Genomic DNA, 17204 nt, shown 5'->3' with positions numbered 1-17204 from the left:
TTAAAGATTAGTTATTATGACTAACTCTTTTGATTAGAAAAAGATAAACTTGAGAATCCTCGATCAAATTTATTGACTCAAAATCAGCTATACTTAATTTAAATGAATCAACCCTAGGGGTTTGGGGGGTAGAACCCCCCAAAAGCTGGGATTGAGTGGTAAAATCAGAAACAACGCCCGATTTTAGCAGGGGGGTTTCTCCGTAAAAATCCCAATTGGTAGATTTACAAAAATGAGATGTACCCGCCGTCAAATTTTGCCAAAACAGAAAATCCCCTCTTATGTTATATAAAGTAAAGGATTATTAAGCTTCCCGGAAGTTTATTAATTAAAGTTAAAAATATATTGACAAAAAAATTGGCTTGTGGTATAGAGCAGAATTTGGCTAAACCTCCTAGCTGATTTATTGTCAAGGGTTCACCTAAGTGTAATTGGAGATTTCATGACGGCAACGACGGATAAATTGCATGGGGAGTTGATCACCTCGATCGAGCCAGACTTTAAACTGAAAGATATTATTAAAACCATTCCCAAAGAATATTTCCAGAAAGACCCAGTTAAAGCTTGGTTTGGTGTAATTACGAATATTTTGGCGGTCATTGCCGGTTATGCAATGCTAGTTTATTCTCCCTGGTATTTACTGCCTTTAGCTTGGATTTTCACGGGTACAGCTTTAACGGGATTCTTTGTGATCGCCCATGATGGCGGTCATCGGTCTTTTTCTAATCGACCCTGGGTTAATGATCTTGTCGGTCATATTTTCCTCTTACCCCTTATCTATCCCTTCCACTGCTGGCGTTTCCTCCATGATCGCCATCATGCTAAAACTAACATGGTAACGATAGATAATGCTTGGGATCCGTGGGAATTAGAAGCTTTTAACTCGGCCAATCCCCTAGTGCGTCTCTTTTATCGCGGCATTCGCGGACGTTTCTGGTGGCTCGGTTCGATCGCCCACTGGGCTATTCTACACTTCAATATCGAACAATTCAAGGAGAACGAACGGGAAAAAGCCCGCTTTTCGATGATTGTCGTCCTAGTTTTTGCCGCTATTTTTTTCCCAACCCTCATTTTCTACACTGGTGTCTGGGGATTGGTTAAATTTTGGGTGGTACCTTGGTTTGTCTATCATTTTTGGATGAGTACCTTTACCCTTGTCCATCACACGGACCCCGATATTCAATTTTTCCATCCTGAAGACTGGAATCAAGCTTTAGCGCAACTAGAAGGAACAGTTCACTGTAGCTATCCCCGTTGGGTAGAAATTCTCTGTCACGATATTAATGTCCATATCCCCCATCATATCTCGACGGCGATTCCTTCCTATAACCTCCGCAAAGTTCACGCTAGTCTCCAAGAAAATTGGGGTAGTCACCTGAAAGAAACCCAGTTTTCTTGGGCATTAATGAAGCGAATCGTTGATTATTGCCATATTTTCGACTCCGAAACCGCCTACAAAACCTTTAAGGAAAGTCGCGGTTAAATCAGTCATCAGTTATCAGTGATCAGTGGGTAAGTTATCAGCTATCAGATTTGAGTTTTAAGTGACAGTATTAAATCGAAGTTTCCTTGTCTTTTTACTGATTGCTGATTATTGATCACTGAAAAAAGATTACCAGCAACCGCGTTTACCATTGGGCATAACTGTTAACCAATTGGTTTTTGCCATAGCGATTTGTTCTCGAGTTACTTGGGCATCAGAGAGATTAGCCCCGCAAAGATTAGCATCTTTGAGATTAGCGTAGCGAAGACGGGCGCAGGTGAGATTAGCCCCGCGTAAATCGGACTCTTCCAGGTCTGCATAACCGAGATAGGCATTATTTAAATTGGTATTTTTGAGAATCGCTTGACTGAGATTGGCCCGGCCCAGATCCGCATGGGACAGATCCGCCCCTTGTAAATTAGTTCCTGTTAATTTGCATTGAAAGAAATTTACCCGCAAAAGTTGTACTTTAGACAGATTGAGATTCGATAATTCCTCCTGGGCGAAATTGCGCTGGCCGTTATTGTAAGCATCGAGAATCGCTTTTTCATCTAAGCGGCGTTTTCTCTTCGGTAAGGTTATATCTGGGCTGCTGTGGTCTTTATTTTTAGACAGTACATTTGTATTGGTTTTTGAGAAGACCATCTGTGCCCCCGGCAGATTATCTGGAGAGGCCTCTGGATTTTTATTTTTGGTGCGAAATTTAGAGTTGAGAGGGACAGAAACGGAGGAAGTGGCTATTTGACCTGAATCTTGTGGTGGTTTCGGGGAAGTAACCATTGGAGCCGCGATTAAACTTTGGGCTAGACTATCGGCATAAGCGGTCATGTCTAAAGCATCCATTACCTCTTGGGCGGATTTGTAGCGATGACGGATGGAGACTTGCAGCATTGTTTTCAGGACTTTAGCAAACTGAGGACTCACCTTGACTAATTTTTCCCAGAGTAATTCACCTGTATTGACATCAACTTCGATAGTCTTAGGAGATATGCCCGTGAGTAGATAGATACAGGTAACTCCCACGGCATAGATATCACTGGCATAGACCGGACGCATGGCCATCTGTTCGGGAGGGGCATAACCTTGGGTACCCACGGCAAAATTAGTCAAAGCGTTTTGAGAATTGACATTGGCAATAACAGTGTTAACTTGATTTTTGACAGCCCCAAAGTCAATCAGAACCAATTTTCGATCCGTGTGCCGAAGAATTAGGTTAGCGGGTTTGATATCCCGATGAATTACCCTTTGTTTGTGGATATATTTCAAAATCGGCAAAAGTTCACTTAAAACTTGTTTGACTCCCGCTTCGCTAAACGGGCCACGTTTTTTTACCTCTTGGTAGAGGTTATGACCTTTAACGTATTCCTGAACTAGATAAAACTGTTGATTATCTTCAAAATAGTCCAATAATCGGGGAACCTGCGGATGAACCCCCAGTTTTCCTAGGGTTTCCGCTTCTCGCTCAAAAAGTTCCTTGGACATCTTAAAAACATTAGCATCATCAGTGCAAGGTCGCAGTTGTTTGACCACACATAGGGGGGTACCTGGTAGGGACAAATCCGATGAGGCAAAGGTTGCCCCAAACCCTCCTTTCCCTAAAATGCCTAGAATTCGATAGCGGTTGTGGAGAAGAAGTTTTGAACCGCAACTCTCGCAGATTAACGCTGTTGCGGCGTTTTTCGGTTGAGGACAGTCGGGATTAAGACAGTAGGTCATATAGAGTCACCAGTTGACCGATACTTTTTTAGCAAAAATAAATTCAGAACGATTTTGCGCCGTTTCAGCGATCACTAAAATTGTTAAGAATTGTACAACCCTCTTGTTATAAGGCTTTTTATGTCATGAAACCTTAAAATGAGAATTGCCGGTTCAACAATGCACCCTCAGAGATTCTCCTCAAGAGGAGGTATCTCCGAAAGTCCAAAACCAGAGATATGAGACATTCAAAGCGCCTGTAACGCTTTTTTGTGTCATTGCTTAGTTAACGCAGGGGCAACTTATCAATATGGCGTTTGCTTGTTAACTGGGATTTTTTCCTTAACTCTTTTAGCTTACCACAGATTTTAAAATTGGCTACCTCTGCTAATTGTCAACTAAGGGACTTGCGTGGGAATAATATCCCAGCCAGACAATCGCTCTGTAGAAGAATAAGACCAGCCCTAAATGGTACATTATCAAAGCGCAAGTCCCTAATCTTAGCTTTTCTTGATAATTCAACACCCCTAATCACTTTTTCCCTTTCATCAAAGCAGCCCGGGCCTGTTCGCGGTCATCGAAATGGATTTTTTCCGTCCCCAAAATTTGATAATCTTCGTGACCTTTACCCGCAATAATTACTCCGTCTCCCGGTTGTGCTGTTTGAATAGCCGTGTCAATGGCCAAAGCGCGATCGCTAATTACCTGAACAGTAATTTCTGGGGGAATGCCAGCGATAATATCCTCAAGGATTCTTTCGGGAGCTTCTGTGCGGGGATTATCCGAGGTAACTATGGCTAAATCTGCTAATTCTGCCGCTATTTTCCCCATTAACGGCCGTTTTGTCCGATCTCGATCGCCGCCGCAACCAAAAACACAAATCATCCGACCAGAAATAAAGGGACGTGTTGCTTTTAAAACATTCTCTAAACTGTCGGGAGTATGGGCATAATCGACAATGACGCTGATATCTTGGTCGGGAGCGATGCTAACCCGTTCCATCCGCCCCGGTACTCCTGAAAACTGGGGAATTTGACCGATTACTGTCTCTAAATCTACACCACATTCTAACACTGCCGCCACCGCCGCTAAGAGGTTAGCTAGATTATATTGACCCACCAGAGGAGAAGCAAAGGCTATTTCCCCTTGGGGAGTCACCATCACCCCTTCCACTCCCGTGGGTTGATAGTGTAAATCCTTAGTATAAAAATCGGCACGAGCATCGCACACACTATAGGTTAAAACCTGTTGAGGAGAGAGGGAGGCCGCTAAACGTTGACCATAGGCATCATCAAGGTTAATAATCGCCTTACCTTGCAGATAATCGGGACTAAATAATTTAGCTTTAGCGGCAAAATAATCCTCCATGTCGAGGTGATAATCGAGATGGTCCCGGGTGAGATTGGTAAACACCGTCACAGGAAAAGTACAACCCTGTACCCGTCCCTGGGCCAGTGCATGGGAACTAACTTCCATGACGGCGATTTCATTGCCGGCGCTCACTGCTTTGGCTAAACTGGCTTGTAACTCGTTAGCGAAAGGGGTGGTATGATTAGCAGTTTCTTGGAATCCTTGCCAACGGGTATAAAGAGTCCCGAATAACGCGGTGGGAATCCCTGCTTGGCTGAGAAAATATTCAATTAGATGGGTGGTGGTGGTTTTGCCGTTGGTTCCCGTCACACCGATTAATTTTAGGGTAAGGGCCGGATAATGATAGAATTTAGCAGCGATCGCAGCAGTGGCAGTAACTAAATCTGCCACAACGATTACGCAAGCATCCTCCGGGGGGGGAAATTTAGCTGCGGCTGCTGGGGAGATAAGCGCCGCTAGGGCCCCGGTTTCCAGAGCGGAACGCCAAAATTCGCCCCCATCGACGCGAGTACCGGGTAAACCGATAAATAAATCTCCCGGTTGACAAGCATGGGAATTAGTAGAAATTCCTGTAATCTCGGTAATAGAAGCGATAGGAGAAGAAATCGGGGAAACCAGAGGGATAGTTGTTAAAAGCTCTTGTAGTTTCATAGTCAGGATTGAATCTAGGGATTGCTGCTTTTAGATTAGCCGATTATCAAAGAGGTTCCTAGGCCGAAGTGGGGGTGTGGGGTGTGGGGTGTTACCATTTCTCTAAATGAAAACTACACATCGAATTTAAATCCCCCTTTAAGTTCCCCTTTTTAAGGGGGATTTAGGGGGATTAAACTTCTGTAGTCAGACTTTGGAGAATTGGTATAATCTCCTGACTCCTGCCTTTTGCCTATTGCCTATTGCCTCCTGATATCTGCGATAAGCTAAAAAAAACAAGGCTATAGCTTGTCAACTATTGAAGATTTTCTGCTGACTATTTTCGGGATATTTATATGCAATTCGTCGATTTTCTGGCTCTCATTCATCCTGTCCTAGCGATAGTGGTCGTTTTCCCCATTATCGGCCTCGTAGTTAACTTTGCTTGGCAAACCCGTCAACGTCGCTTAGAAACCGCTGCAGGAAATAAAAGTAAAATTCCGCCAGTGGTCGGGCCAGAACATCTACGCTTAGGCCGCTGGTTAACGGGTACAGTGGTAGGGGTTAACCTGTTAGCACTAGCTTACTCGGTCGTTTACGGTTTTAATGGTTTTGTCGATAAACAAAAAGACGGAAAATTAGACTCCTTTCAGGCCTTTTTTGTGATTTTGATGTTTTTTGTCACCATTGCCTCTTTGGTCTGTCTCTACCGCGCTAGACAAGCTCTCTGGCGCGGAATTTTTGCCACCTTGACTGGCATGGGTTTAATTATTATCGGTTCTCAGGATGGGGTCTGGCGACTCTCGGCCCAATGGTACTGGTCCCACTACTATATCGGCATGGCCGCATCATTACTGATGATTTTCTCTCTGGCCATTGTTGAAGATATCTATAAAGACCGTTCCCATCGTTGGCGCCTCGCCCATACAATTCTCAATTGTATCGCTCTGGCTCTCTTTCTGGGACAAGCCATGACCGGTTCCAGGGATTTGCTGGAAATTCCCCTCAGTTGGCAAAAACCAGCAATTTATCGCTGTGATTTCACCAATAAAACCTGTCCCGAACCGAAATCCTCAACCCCCCTCATCAACCCGATAAGTTAAACTTTTTTAGGGACTGGGAGAGGGAGAGGGAGAGGGTATGGGTTCCTCAAACCAATTGGCAATCTTACCAAGTTGGGGCAAATTCTTCCCCGCGTTATCTAAGTCACTGTCATCGGGTTTCAGGTTTGTGATTAATTCAGTCCATTCTACCCCTTGGGTCACAGCAACAGCATTGTTACCTGAGACACAGCCTAAATTTTTGCCCCAATTTTTACCCCAGGCAGCACCGACGAAAGCACCGTTACCGCTTTTACCGAGGGAATAGTCACGAGCAAAGATAAACGCTTCTAGTCTTTGGTTTGGACCGACTCTTAGACAAACTTGCGGCGCGGTGGAACCTGAGCCATCGGCATAAATTTGTAGATTGCCCGGTTTACAAACCGTAGGTGGGATAACGCCGCTGCAGTCGTGTTCGATCGCACCATCAATATTACCTTTAACATAGAAAACTACCCGTTGCCCTGGAGTAATGGTAATCCTCTGGCTACTACCCAATTCGATCTTATCAACGATATACTCGTACACTCCGTTAGGAGATGGGGTGTCTCCCAGTCGGGGAAAAGTTTCAGAACTGGTAAGTGCCAGGTTTTGCTGACCAAGGGGAGGGGGAGGGCTGGTGGGAGGCTCCGGTAAATTGGGGAAAGGCACAATAGTGTTATCAATAAATTGCGCTTTGTAGGGGGGATTGGGTGCAGATGGGGGCTGTTTAATGTCATTCCCGTTAACATCACATTCTAGGTTCACCACATCTCCTTGAAAGTCAGCACTATCTTCGCCACTTACCATGGCTCCCTCGCTCACCCACAAAGCGGGAACCGTGGTACGAGTGAATGCGAGGGGACGGGAGGGAAAAATAGGGATAGTTACCACCACACGGTTACGCGAGGCGGCATTATCGCCATCGATATTATTGGGGTCTCCTTGTGGACTGAGGGAAAGTCCTTCGAGGGTGAGAACTCCCCAACCCAAACCGTCAGGGGGGGGAGTCTTCTTGGTATCATCGAGATAAACGTAGTTAACCACGCGATAATAACGATTATTACCGAGATCAAACCATTGACCCCCGCTCAAACCTCTTAATTCATCGATTTTTGCGCTCAGAGTAGCAGCAGCGTTGGTATTACTACAGGAGGCGGCAGTGTATAATTTTTTTAAATCTTTTTGTAAACCTGGACTGGGAGTAGGAACTACTTGGGCGGTCTGCCAACAGCCTTTAGGAGTACAATTACTATTACTATCAACCTTCGCCATAACTCGAACGCTATTAAGTAAATCCTGCACCCGCGTTACCCCAGCTTCGGAACTTCTTAAAGCATCAGCCTGGGCTTTTTGGGCAATTACTTTCGATTGGTCTCCTTGGGCGCGCATCATCATAGTTATTCCTGTCACCATGAGGATAAGTCCAATCAACACGGCAAGAGGCAAGGCAAACCCTTTTTCCTTATTAGCCATCAGGTGAAGGTATAAACGATTTTTCATAAGCCAGTCCATCTAAGAATGGTTACTTTTATTATAATAACAAGTAGCTGGTTATAATTAAATTGAAGATGGATCCCCCCTGCCCCCCTTGATAAGGGGGGGGGCAGATTCTCCCTTATTAAGGGGTGTATCTGACAGTTTTTAACACCTAACTACTAATCAATTTTTGGTCAAGTGACAACTGTGATAATACAGGGATAGCACTGTGAGTAAAATCACAGACAAAGACCAGTTGATAGGATGGTCAGCCAATAGTTTTTTGATAATTATTTTCGACTTTTGACTTAACTAAAGGGCTGTTTTTCCATTCAAAAATGCCCGCCAAATCAAGCCTATCCCCCGACAAAAGCTGATAATTAACAACCAAAGGGATTGTAATTCTCCTGCCGTATTTTTCGGTTGCCAGCGCTGGGGACGACAGAATAAAAAAGTAATTAGCTTTCTCTGCTCTGATAGGGTAAGTGGCTGGAATTTAAGGGTTGCTTGCCAGATTTTTCCTCGTTTTTCTAGATTGACTAGATGAGCATATAGGCGCAAATCTTCGCCTAAAATATCTAGGAGTAACTTTTCTGAGTAGATGGGTTCCCTTAGGTTAATTTCTGCTCCTATTTCCGAAAGTTTTTTCAGATTGCCCTGTATAATTATATCCGATTCTGTTATCAATTTAACAGGAGATTCCAGCACTTGGTATTCAGTTTCTAGGGTGAGGGGAGCTTCCAATAAAGCCACCAGAGCAGTCATGATAATAACCACGTTATATATAGCCAAAATTAAACCAAAATTTAGGGGACTTTCTTGATAATTATGATGGTGTAAATTAAAGAAAATACTAATTAAGGTAATGGTGAGAAAAAACAGCAATGGGTAGGATAAGTGCCAATTATATTGATAATTTTGGCGAGCAATTCCCTTGGGTGTCACCTGAAATCCTTTGTCAAAGGGTTTCCAAAGAACATGGAGAACTGTTAGGGATGTAGGTACACAAATAATCATCGATAGTACCTCAGAAAAAACAATTGAGCGCGAGCGAGAATTTAACCAGTGATAAGTGGCTAACTGCAGCATCATGTAGGGTAAAAAGATATATATTGTCTCATTGATGGTAATGTTCAAAGGTACGATATATCCAAAGGTATAAAGGAGAGGAATAAGCAAAGAAAATAAACGAGCTAAGGGAGAAAACCAAGATAAAAGTCCTTCTAAGTGTGCCAATCTTTGAGGTAGAGTTAATCCCGCAATTTTTAGGGGATTAGCTTTGATAAAAAATGCCTGTAAAGTTCCCCTTGCCCAGCGCAATCTTTGCAGTAAATAAGCTGATAAACTTTCAGCAGATAAACCAGCACTGAGTTGTTCATTTAAGTAAATAACTTCATAACCTTTGGCAGAGATAGCAATCCCAGTGAAATAGTCTTCACTAATAGATTCTATATTAAAATATCCCACTTCCTCTAAGGCTTTTCTTCTGACAATAAAAGAAGTGCCAGCACAAACAGGACTACCCACACCATCTTTAGCTGGTTGGATATGACGATAAAATAATTCTTCGTCGGGAGTAACGATATTTTCTAAACCTAAGTTATGGGCGATAGGATCGGCATTATAAAAGCTTTGGGGCGTTTGCACTAGGGCAATTTTGGGGTTTTGAAACCAGCCAACAGTTCTTTCTAGAAAGTTCCGACAAGGAATAAAATCTGCATCAAAAACCACCACTAATTCCCCTTGAGTTTGTCTGAGAGCATGGTTTAAATTACCTGCTTTAGCATTTTTGATATCCTCACGAGTCAGATAATGACAATTTAATTTTTCTGCTAATTCATAAATTTCTGATCTCTGGGTATCATCGAGAATATAAATATTTTTATGAGGATAATTAAGGGCTTGACAACCGATAATAGTTCTTTTTAAGATAAAGACTGGCTCATTATAGGTGGGAATCAGAATATCTACCGTGGGCAAATACTGTTTATTGATCACTGCTTGGCTATAAAAATCAGCTTCTTTGCGTCTATCTTTCGTGGTTAAGACTAAAACTAACTGAATTATGCTACTACTTAAAACTATCATCTCAATGCCTAAAAGCAGTAAACTAAAAAAGCCATTGAGAGGAGTAGAAAGATTTAAGGTTTCCAGAATCCTCCAGAGTAGATAGCGCAGGGTGATAGCGAGAGTGATAGAAATAATGACTAATCTTGACCAAACTTGCGGATGCGGAGACAAGAACATGATTAACTGCGTAAAAATTAGCAGAATAACCGTGGGTAATAATAATTGATAGCTATGAGCAACCGTGGGAACTTTAATCCAAGCAAAGGGATTAAAAAAATCTTCTACTAAACCAAGGAGTAATCGATAAATATTGTGTTCTGGCCAAGATAATGATAAACTGACCATCATTAACCCGCCGATCACTGCTAACATAATTAAGATAACTGATATTATCGCTAACATCAACTTAAATGGGGAGGAATACACTGGTTTTTGAGGGAATGGAAAAATCGATTCTTGGTTAGACATGAATCCTCTTCTGATCAAATAAATCTAACTACATTTTACAATTCTTAACAAAAACCCGGGCATTTTTGGCAATGACAGGAGCGCTCTCCACCAAAATGCTAAATTTTGTATCAAACCCAAGATGAAACTAGCCAGAAAAAGTCTGGAAATAGTATAATTCGGTTAACCGTGAGGAAAAATTAGTCTATGATAGCCGTCAAAATCGCCGTTGTTAGCGCTCTCGTTTTGGTTGTGGTCAAATTCGTCGCTTCTGTTCTAGGCAAAGGCAATATACCCCTACTTAATCAGGCTGTCACTGTGATTTTAAGCCTTTTTATCGGTTTTGAGTTGATTCAACTAGGACAAACGGTGATTGAAAAGATTAATTAAGAGCTAAACGGGCCAGATAGAAGCTAGTAATAGTTTTAGCATCGATCGATTCTCCCCTGGCGATCGCTGATTCCATTTCCTCAAAACTCATAAAAACCACTTCTAGATCTTCATCGGCATCTTGAGCGGGGGGCAAGCTTAATTTTTCCAGATCTTGCGCCAGAAAAGCATAGATATATTCATCGGAATAACCCGGTGCCAAGGCAAATTTACCCAAAGATTGCCAATTATGCGCCCGATAGCCCGCTTCTTCCTCTAATTCTCGTTTTACCGTCGTAGCAGGGTCTTCTCCTTCATCAATCGTTCCGGCGGGAAATTCCAGAATTCGAGCTTGCAAACTAAATCGATACTGACGTACTAAAACTAATTGACCTTCCTTGGTGATTGGAACTGCTAAAGCACCCCCTGGATGACGCACACATTCCCATTCTCCCTCGACACCGTTAGGTAAACGCAGTTTCGAGACTTCAAATTGAAAGACCCGACCTTGATAAAAAAGACGTTGTTGGAGCAATTGAGGCGATTCAGACATAGAAAATTTTCAACTAGGACTTTCAGAATTAATATCAACAAATGTCACCTTTGTCACCGGTGTTTCAGGTTATAATAGGAAATGCTGTCTTTACAGGTTAAATCTTTTTCGAGAAACCCCATGGCAAAAAAATCGATGGTAGAACGCGAGAAAAAACGCGCTCGTCTCAGACAAAAATACGAAGCTAAAAGAGCGGAACTAAAAGAACAATTCCGCACCGCCGAAGATTTTGAAGAAAAACTGGCAATTCACCAAAAATTACAGGAATTACCCCGCAATAGCGCTCCTAGTCGTCACCGTAACCGTTGTTTAACGACCGGCAGACCTAGAGGATACTATCGCGATTTTGGTTTGTCCCGCAACGTTTTACGCGAATGGGCCCACCAAGGTCTTTTACCCGGTGTGGTCAAGTCTAGCTGGTAGTCAGAAACAATATCTAGGGAAAATACCGGGATAGAGGCGTGGTTTTTGCGTCTCTATTGCCGTTTTTAGGCAATTTTTTCGATAAAAAAAACTCTCGATCGAGCGATCGAGAGTTAACCATGAACAAAAAATTCACCTAGACTACAGTAGCAGCCTTACGGGCAGCAGCGGCCTCATCGGGATGAATACCGAGACGAGTGAGATTGAGACGACCTTTACTATCGATCTCGCGTACCTTGACTAACACCTCATCCCCCACGGCCACTTCATCTTCGACCTTACCGACGCGTCCCTCGGCCAATTGGGAAATATGGATCATTCCCTCTTTCCCCGGCAAAACTTCCACAAAAGCGCCGATTTGGATAATGCGAGTCACGCGACCGAGATAGACCTCACCCTCATTGAGTTTGCGGGTCATATTGTAGATCAGTCGTTTAGCTTTTTCGGCCTGTTCCCCATCGGTGGAGGAAATAGTCACAGTCCCATCGTCATCGATATCGATTTTCGTGCCGGTCTGTTCAGTAATCCCTTTAACCGTCTTACCACCTGGCCCGATGACTAACCCGATCAGATCCGGATCGATCTTGATCGTCAATAACCGGGGTGCGTGGGGAGATAATTCCGTGCGGGGTTTTTCTAGGGTCGCTAACATCTTCTCGAGGATATGTTTGCGGGCCGGTAAAGCTTGTTCGATCGCCTTGGCCACCACTTCCATGGTTAAACCGGGGATTTTCATATCCATCTGGAGAGCGGTGATGCCAGAATCAGTACCAGCCACCTTAAAGTCCATATCTCCCAGAAAATCCTCGATACCCTGGATATCGGTCAAAATCCGCACTTCTTCCCCTTCTTTAATTAAACCCATGGCCGCACCGCTAACGGGTTTTTTCAGGGGAACACCGGCATCCATCAGCGCTAGGGTGGAACCGCACACGGAACCCATGGAGGTGGAACCATTAGAAGAGAGGACTTCCGACACCACCCGCAGCACATAGGGAAATTCCTCCTGGGGGGGAAGGACAGGCACGATCGCCCTTTCCGCTAAAGCACCGTGACCGATTTCTCGACGGCCGGGAGAACGCATGGGACGGGTTTCACCGACGGAAAAGGGTGGGAAATTGTAGTGATGAAGATAGCGTTTTTCATCTTCGGGATGGAGATCGTCCCCTAAATCCTGAGCATCACCGGGGGTGCCAAGGGTGGCGATCGAAAGCACTTGGGTTAAACCGCGATTAAACAAACCGCTACCGTGAACCCGACGGGGTAAAACTCCCACCCGGCAAGAAATCGGCCGTACTTCGTCCAGTTTACGACCATCAACCCGCACCCCATCCTCGATAATTTGGGCACGCATCAGTTTTTTGGTCAGATCCTTAAAGAGATTACCGATTAACTTCGGCTCTTCCAGAGTTGGAGCTTTTAAGGTATCTTCGTCGGGGAGAGCGGTTATAGTTTCCTTGATCCGATTTTCGATCGCCTCTAATTTCTCATCCCGTTCGGTTTTGCTGAGGGTAAACTGACAGAGAATCTGTTTAATTTCCTCTTTAGCTTGTTCTCTCAGGAAATTCTGCACGGTTTCGTTTACTACTGGTGCTTCTCGGGTGACGAGGGGAATACCCAACTGATCGATCAATTCCCGTTGAGCGGTGATCAGGTCGCGGACCGCTTCATAACCAAAATCGATCGCCTCAATAATATCCCGTTCCGGTAACTGATTGGCTCCCGCTTCGATCATCACCACCCCTTCAGGACTACCGGCCACCACTAGATCCAATTCTCCGTTATGGATTTCTTTGTAGGTGGGATTGATGATAAATTCATCCCCCAGTAAACCGACGCGCACCGCTGCCATCGGTCCTTGGAAGGGAATCCCCGCCAACAAAACCGCCACGGAGGCTCCGGTAACAGCCAAAACATCCGGGGGGACTTCCTCGTCCATCGAGAGGGTCGTAGCGACCACCTGAATATCATCCCGCAGCCAACTGGGGAATAGGGGCCGCAGGGGGCGATCGATCAAACGACCGGTCAGAATTGCTTTTTCCGGGGGACGACCTTCACGACGCAAAAATCCTCCCGGGATGCGCCCGGCGGCGTATAATCTTTCTTCGTAATCAACGGTTAAGGGCAGGAAATCTACTCCTTCTCTGGCTTTGGCTGTGGTTGCTGTCACTAAAACTGCCGTTTCTCCCGATTGGATCAGAACACTACCGCCAGCTTGGGGGGCTAAAAGCCCTATTTTTAGTCGAATATCCCTGCCATCAAAGGATATTGACTTGTCAAACTCTTCCATGTAAAGTTATATTCCTTTCTTTCACTTTTCTCTGTGCTGTGGCAATCCTAGCATTTTTTGTCCCCCTTTCCGACAGGTTTAGTATTCAGTGATCAGTTATCAGTGATCAGTTATCAGCTTTTTTCTCCCTGCTCCCTGCTCCCATCTCCCCACACCCCACACCCCACACCCCACACCCCACTTTTAAACAGGATTTAACACTACTTGCTCAAACCTGCCAAAAAATGATAGCTTCAGATATAGGAATAATCTGGTTAAGAAAAAAATGTCTTCCCTTGCCGCTTGCTGGCCTAAAAATATTTCTAAGTATTAGCAAAACTGACTGACTGTCAGCAGTTGAGCGGGATTTTTCCTAGCTCGCAGAACTCCAGACAAAGAAAATTAAGAAAATTAAAAGGATTGTGTCTCTATTATCTCTCAGACGCTTCTAATCCAAAGAATTTGCGGGTTATCTTCAAATTAACCCCGTTTAACCCTATTTGTGGCTATCGATTATGGCTGAAAGTTATTTACTCAACAAACTGCAATCTGTAGAACAGACCTACACAGAATTAACCCGTCGTCTAGCGGATCCCGATGTCACCAGTAATCCGGGTGAATTGCATCGTCTGGCCAAATCCCGCGCTTCCCTAGAGGAAACGGTCAACACCTACGAAATTTGGCAAAAAAGTCAAGAGGATTTAATCGGTGCGAAACAAATCTTCAAAGAATCCGCCAGCGATCCCGAATTACGCGAAATGGCCGCCCTAGAAGTGGCAGAATTAGAGGCAAAAATCGCCACTTTGGAAGACCAATTAACAATTCTGCTGCTGCCCCGGGATCCCCTCGATGAAAAGAATATCATGCTGGAAATTCGCGCTGGGACTGGGGGAGATGAGGCCAGTATTTGGGCGGGGGATTTAGTTCGCTTGTACTCAAAATATGCCGAAACTCAAAAATGGAAAGTTAGCCTTTTGAGTGAATCTCCGGCGGATATGGGGGGATTTAAAGAGGCAATTTTAGAGATTAAAGGCGATAACGTCTATAGTAAGCTGAAATTTGAGGCGGGAGTCCATCGGGTGCAGCGGGTTCCTCTGACAGAAGCGAGTGGTCGCGTCCATACTTCCACCGCTACCGTGGCAATTATGCCAGAAGTGGACGATGTGGAAGTGCATATCGATCCCAAGGATATTGAGTTAACCACGGCTAGATCTGGGGGAGCAGGCGGTCAAAATGTCAATAAAGTGGAAACTGCCGTCGATTTAATCCATAAACCCACGGGAATCCGGGTTTTCTGCACCGAAGAGCGCTCGCAATTGCAAAACCGGGAACGAGCTATGCAGATTCTCCGGGCGAAATTGTACGATATAAAGTTACAGGAACAACAGGAAGCAGTCAGTTCCATGCGGCGCTCTCAGGTGGGAACCGGTTCCCGTTCGGAAAAAATTCGCACCTATAACTATAAGGATAATCGTCTCACCGATCATCGCTTAAATGAGAATTTTTCCCTTGATCGCATTTTAGATGGCGATATCGAAGAGGTGATTCAATCCTGTATCGCCAAGGATCAACAGGGAAAACTGGAGGAATTAGCCGCTGCCCAAGAGACAGCTTAATCAGTGATCAGTTACCAGTGAACAGTAAAAAGCTCCCCACTTCCGGCACTTTCCCCACTGGTGGGGGTGAGTGCGGGTGGGGACTGATGCCGGTTCCTTCAACTCACAACTGATTCTAAGCTTCCACTAAACGAAAAGCCGCACCCAAACCGACAGCGATCTCATCGGGAGAAATTTTCCCATCATGGTTAATATCGATCGCATCGAATACCGCATCGGTTCCCGCCCATTCTTCCCGGGTGATGAAACCATCCCCATCATGATCATAGACTCGGAAAATATCTTCGGCGGCGTGTTCTAGGGTTGACTGACCTTCCAACTGGGTTAAACGTTGAATCAGCAATTGTTCTAATAATTCTAAAGCTTTGGTAAAACCTTGAATACCTTCCGTTAGTTTTTCGGAAGCCATGGCATCTTCGGCGTGCATTTTCTCAAAAGTCGCTTTATCCACGGTAATTTTGACAATATCAAGGGTTGCAGCCTGGTCTGGATCGAGCTTACGGGGTAAATCGGCTTCTGTCTCTTGCAATTGCTCGAGAAGTTTCGGGGAAATGGTTAAAAGATCACAACCGGCTAACTCGCGAATTTCGCCGATATTGCGGAAACTTGCCCCCATAACTTCGGTTTTATAACCAAACTTTTTATAGTAGTTATAGATCTGGGTAACGGATTGGACTCCGGGATCTTCAGCGCCAACGTAGTCTTTACCAGTTTCTTTTTTATACCAATCGAGAATCCGACCGACAAAGGGAGAAATTAAGGTTACTCCCGCTTCCGCACAGGCGATCGCCTGGTGAAAACCGAATAATAGGGTTAAATTACAGTGAATACCCTCTTTTTCGAGGACTTCTGCGGCTTTAATCCCTTCCCAAGTCGAGGCAATTTTAATTAAGACTCTTTCTCTAGAGATACCCGCTTGTTCATACTGGGAAATGAGATAACGGGCCTTGTGGATGGTAGCTTGGGTATCGTAGGAAAGACGAGCATCCACTTCGGTGGAGACGCGGCCGGGGACGATTTGCAGGATTTGCAGACCAAAACCGATCGCTAGGCGATCAAAAGCTAATTTGGCCACATCTTCCGGGGTGGCCTGCTCTCCTAATTCTTTTCTGGCCGCTTGCAGGGTTTGATCGACAATCGGCCGATATGGGGGCATTTGGGCCGCAGCCGTGATCAGGGAGGGGTTAGTGGTGGTATCTTGGGGGGTAAAAGCTTCGATCGCTTGGATATCGCCGGTATCGGCAACAACCACTGTAAATTGGCGTAATTGTTCTAGTAGGGTTTTAGCCATAACTTCTCCAGATGCGTGTTAACGCGAGACATTATCTGGATCTTAGCGATTCGATCAAGAGGAAGGGGAAAAATTCCCGATTGATTTAATTCCCAAGTACAGACCTGGCCAAAGTAAGGATGAGCCGGGGAATCTTTTGGCCACTCCTTGCCTAAAGTCCTCTATTTGTGATAGTATTAGTGATTGTGTCGATTTAATAAAAGGGAGTTTATGCCCAAGCTAAAAACGCGAAAGGCGGCGGCCAAACGATTCGAGGCCACGGGAAGCGGCAAAAAAATCAAACGTCGCAAAGCCTTCAAAAATCACCTACTCGATCATAAAAGTGCCGAACGCAAGCGCCGTCGTTTGTCCCAGATTACCCTGGTAAACGAGCGCGACGAGAAGGAAGTGCGCTTAATGTTGCCCTATTTGTAAATTTTCCAGAAAAAT

At 44.6% G+C, this 17204-nt stretch carries 14 protein-coding genes; 7 read left to right on the top strand and 7 right to left on the bottom strand.

Translation table 11 applies throughout. The annotated features are described in order from the left end of the window. Positions 1-442 precede the first annotated feature (442 nt). The gene (locus tag EWV60_RS14035) at positions 443-1483 is read left to right on the top strand and encodes a fatty acid desaturase (protein WP_002755023.1); all 1041 of its coding nucleotides are present in this window, start codon (positions 443-445) and stop codon (positions 1481-1483) included. Between the two features lie 129 nt (positions 1484-1612). Here the strand turns inward: EWV60_RS14035 and EWV60_RS14030 are convergent, their stop codons facing one another. After that, complete coding sequence (locus EWV60_RS14030) at positions 1613-3199, bottom strand: serine/threonine-protein kinase (protein ID WP_287232877.1); 1587 nt, start codon at positions 3197-3199, stop codon at positions 1613-1615. Between the two features lie 510 nt (positions 3200-3709). Continuing rightward, entirely contained in the window at positions 3710-5200 is a 1491-nt protein-coding gene (locus tag EWV60_RS14025) for a UDP-N-acetylmuramoyl-L-alanyl-D-glutamate--2,6-diaminopimelate ligase (RefSeq protein ID WP_287232875.1), read from the bottom strand. A gap of 335 nt (positions 5201-5535) precedes the next feature. Here EWV60_RS14025 and EWV60_RS14020 point away from each other — a divergent pair, with 335 nt between their 5' ends. After that, on the top strand, positions 5536-6282 hold the full coding sequence (locus tag EWV60_RS14020; protein ID WP_287232873.1) for a DUF4079 domain-containing protein: 747 nt from the start codon (positions 5536-5538) through the stop codon (positions 6280-6282). Between the two features lie 6 nt (positions 6283-6288). On the opposite strand, the gene EWV60_RS14015 is transcribed toward EWV60_RS14020, so the two are convergent. Together EWV60_RS14015 and EWV60_RS14010 are read right to left on the bottom strand one after the other, a co-directional pair. After that, complete coding sequence (locus EWV60_RS14015; RefSeq protein ID WP_287232871.1) at positions 6289-7761, bottom strand: hypothetical protein; 1473 nt, start codon at positions 7759-7761, stop codon at positions 6289-6291. Between the two features lie 288 nt (positions 7762-8049). Beyond that, on the bottom strand, positions 8050-10275 hold the full coding sequence (locus EWV60_RS14010; RefSeq protein WP_287232869.1) for a glycosyltransferase: 2226 nt from the start codon (positions 10273-10275) through the stop codon (positions 8050-8052). Between the two features lie 186 nt (positions 10276-10461). Between EWV60_RS14010 and EWV60_RS14005 the strand changes: the two genes are divergently transcribed. Continuing rightward, positions 10462-10644 carry a hypothetical protein gene (locus EWV60_RS14005; RefSeq protein ID WP_002739991.1) on the top strand — a complete coding sequence of 61 codons (183 nt, stop codon included), beginning with the start codon at positions 10462-10464 and terminating at the stop codon, positions 10642-10644. Here the strand turns inward: EWV60_RS14005 and EWV60_RS14000 are convergent. Beyond that, a complete protein-coding gene (locus EWV60_RS14000; protein WP_002776703.1) occupies positions 10637-11176 on the bottom strand; it encodes an NUDIX hydrolase in 540 nt (179 codons plus the stop codon). The genes EWV60_RS14005 and EWV60_RS14000 overlap by 8 nt on opposite strands. Positions 11177-11296: 120 nt before the next feature. Here EWV60_RS14000 and rpsN point away from each other — a divergent pair, with 120 nt between their 5' ends. After that, complete coding sequence (rpsN, locus tag EWV60_RS13995; protein WP_002740009.1) at positions 11297-11599, top strand: 30S ribosomal protein S14; 303 nt, start codon at positions 11297-11299, stop codon at positions 11597-11599. 136 nt (positions 11600-11735) lie between these two features. Here the strand turns inward: rpsN and EWV60_RS13990 are convergent, their stop codons facing one another. Beyond that, positions 11736-13889 (bottom strand): polyribonucleotide nucleotidyltransferase, encoded by a 2154-nt coding sequence (locus tag EWV60_RS13990; protein WP_103111427.1) that lies wholly within the window; start codon positions 13887-13889, stop codon positions 11736-11738. Positions 13890-14225: 336 nt separating this feature from the next. Between EWV60_RS13990 and EWV60_RS23280 the strand changes: the two genes are divergently transcribed. Together EWV60_RS23280 and prfA are read left to right on the top strand one after the other, a co-directional pair. Further along, entirely contained in the window at positions 14226-14423 is a 198-nt protein-coding gene (locus EWV60_RS23280) for a hypothetical protein (protein WP_071590362.1), read from the top strand. Further along, positions 14384-15484, top strand: a complete 1101-nt coding sequence (gene prfA / locus EWV60_RS13985) for a peptide chain release factor 1 (protein ID WP_002755037.1) — start codon at positions 14384-14386, stop codon at positions 15482-15484. Before EWV60_RS23280 ends, prfA begins: the two co-directional genes overlap by 40 nt. A 115-nt stretch (positions 15485-15599) precedes the next feature. Here the strand turns inward: prfA and EWV60_RS13980 are convergent, their stop codons facing one another. Then, a complete protein-coding gene (locus EWV60_RS13980) occupies positions 15600-16775 on the bottom strand; it encodes a transaldolase (RefSeq protein ID WP_193979110.1) in 1176 nt (391 codons plus the stop codon). A gap of 210 nt (positions 16776-16985) precedes the next feature. Here EWV60_RS13980 and rpmI point away from each other — a divergent pair, with 210 nt between their 5' ends. Then, positions 16986-17189, top strand: a complete 204-nt coding sequence (rpmI, locus tag EWV60_RS13975; RefSeq protein WP_002755041.1) for a 50S ribosomal protein L35 — start codon at positions 16986-16988, stop codon at positions 17187-17189. The last annotated feature ends 15 nt before the right edge of the window (positions 17190-17204 follow it).

This window comes from Microcystis sp. Msp_OC_L_20101000_S702 (genome assembly GCF_007095705.1).
Taxonomy (GTDB): domain Bacteria; phylum Cyanobacteriota; class Cyanobacteriia; order Cyanobacteriales; family Microcystaceae; genus Microcystis; species Microcystis ichthyoblabe_A.
The sequence above is the reverse complement of the archived record's forward strand: the minus strand, read 5'-3'. Positions and strand labels throughout refer to the sequence as shown.

Bases quoted from the DNA above. Each gene is read 5' to 3' on its own strand.
- EWV60_RS14035 (WP_002755023.1), top strand. From the start codon at position 443: ATGACGGCAACGACGGATAAATTGCATGGGGAGTTGATCACCTCGATC.
- EWV60_RS14030 (WP_287232877.1), bottom strand. From the start codon at position 3,199: ATGACCTACTGTCTTAATCCCGACTGTCCTCAACCGAAAAACGCCGCA.
- EWV60_RS14025 (WP_287232875.1), bottom strand. From the start codon at position 5,200: ATGAAACTACAAGAGCTTTTAACAACTATCCCTCTGGTTTCCCCGATT.
- EWV60_RS14020 (WP_287232873.1), top strand. From the start codon at position 5,536: ATGCAATTCGTCGATTTTCTGGCTCTCATTCATCCTGTCCTAGCGATA.
- EWV60_RS14015 (WP_287232871.1), bottom strand. From the start codon at position 7,761: ATGAAAAATCGTTTATACCTTCACCTGATGGCTAATAAGGAAAAAGGG.
- EWV60_RS14010 (WP_287232869.1), bottom strand. From the start codon at position 10,275: ATGTCTAACCAAGAATCGATTTTTCCATTCCCTCAAAAACCAGTGTAT.
- EWV60_RS14005 (WP_002739991.1), top strand. From the start codon at position 10,462: ATGATAGCCGTCAAAATCGCCGTTGTTAGCGCTCTCGTTTTGGTTGTG.
- EWV60_RS14000 (WP_002776703.1), bottom strand. From the start codon at position 11,176: ATGTCTGAATCGCCTCAATTGCTCCAACAACGTCTTTTTTATCAAGGT.
- rpsN (WP_002740009.1), top strand. From the start codon at position 11,297: ATGGCAAAAAAATCGATGGTAGAACGCGAGAAAAAACGCGCTCGTCTC.
- EWV60_RS13990 (WP_103111427.1), bottom strand. From the start codon at position 13,889: ATGGAAGAGTTTGACAAGTCAATATCCTTTGATGGCAGGGATATTCGA.
- prfA (WP_002755037.1), top strand. From the start codon at position 14,384: ATGGCTGAAAGTTATTTACTCAACAAACTGCAATCTGTAGAACAGACC.
- EWV60_RS13980 (WP_193979110.1), bottom strand. From the start codon at position 16,775: ATGGCTAAAACCCTACTAGAACAATTACGCCAATTTACAGTGGTTGTT.
- rpmI (WP_002755041.1), top strand. From the start codon at position 16,986: ATGCCCAAGCTAAAAACGCGAAAGGCGGCGGCCAAACGATTCGAGGCC.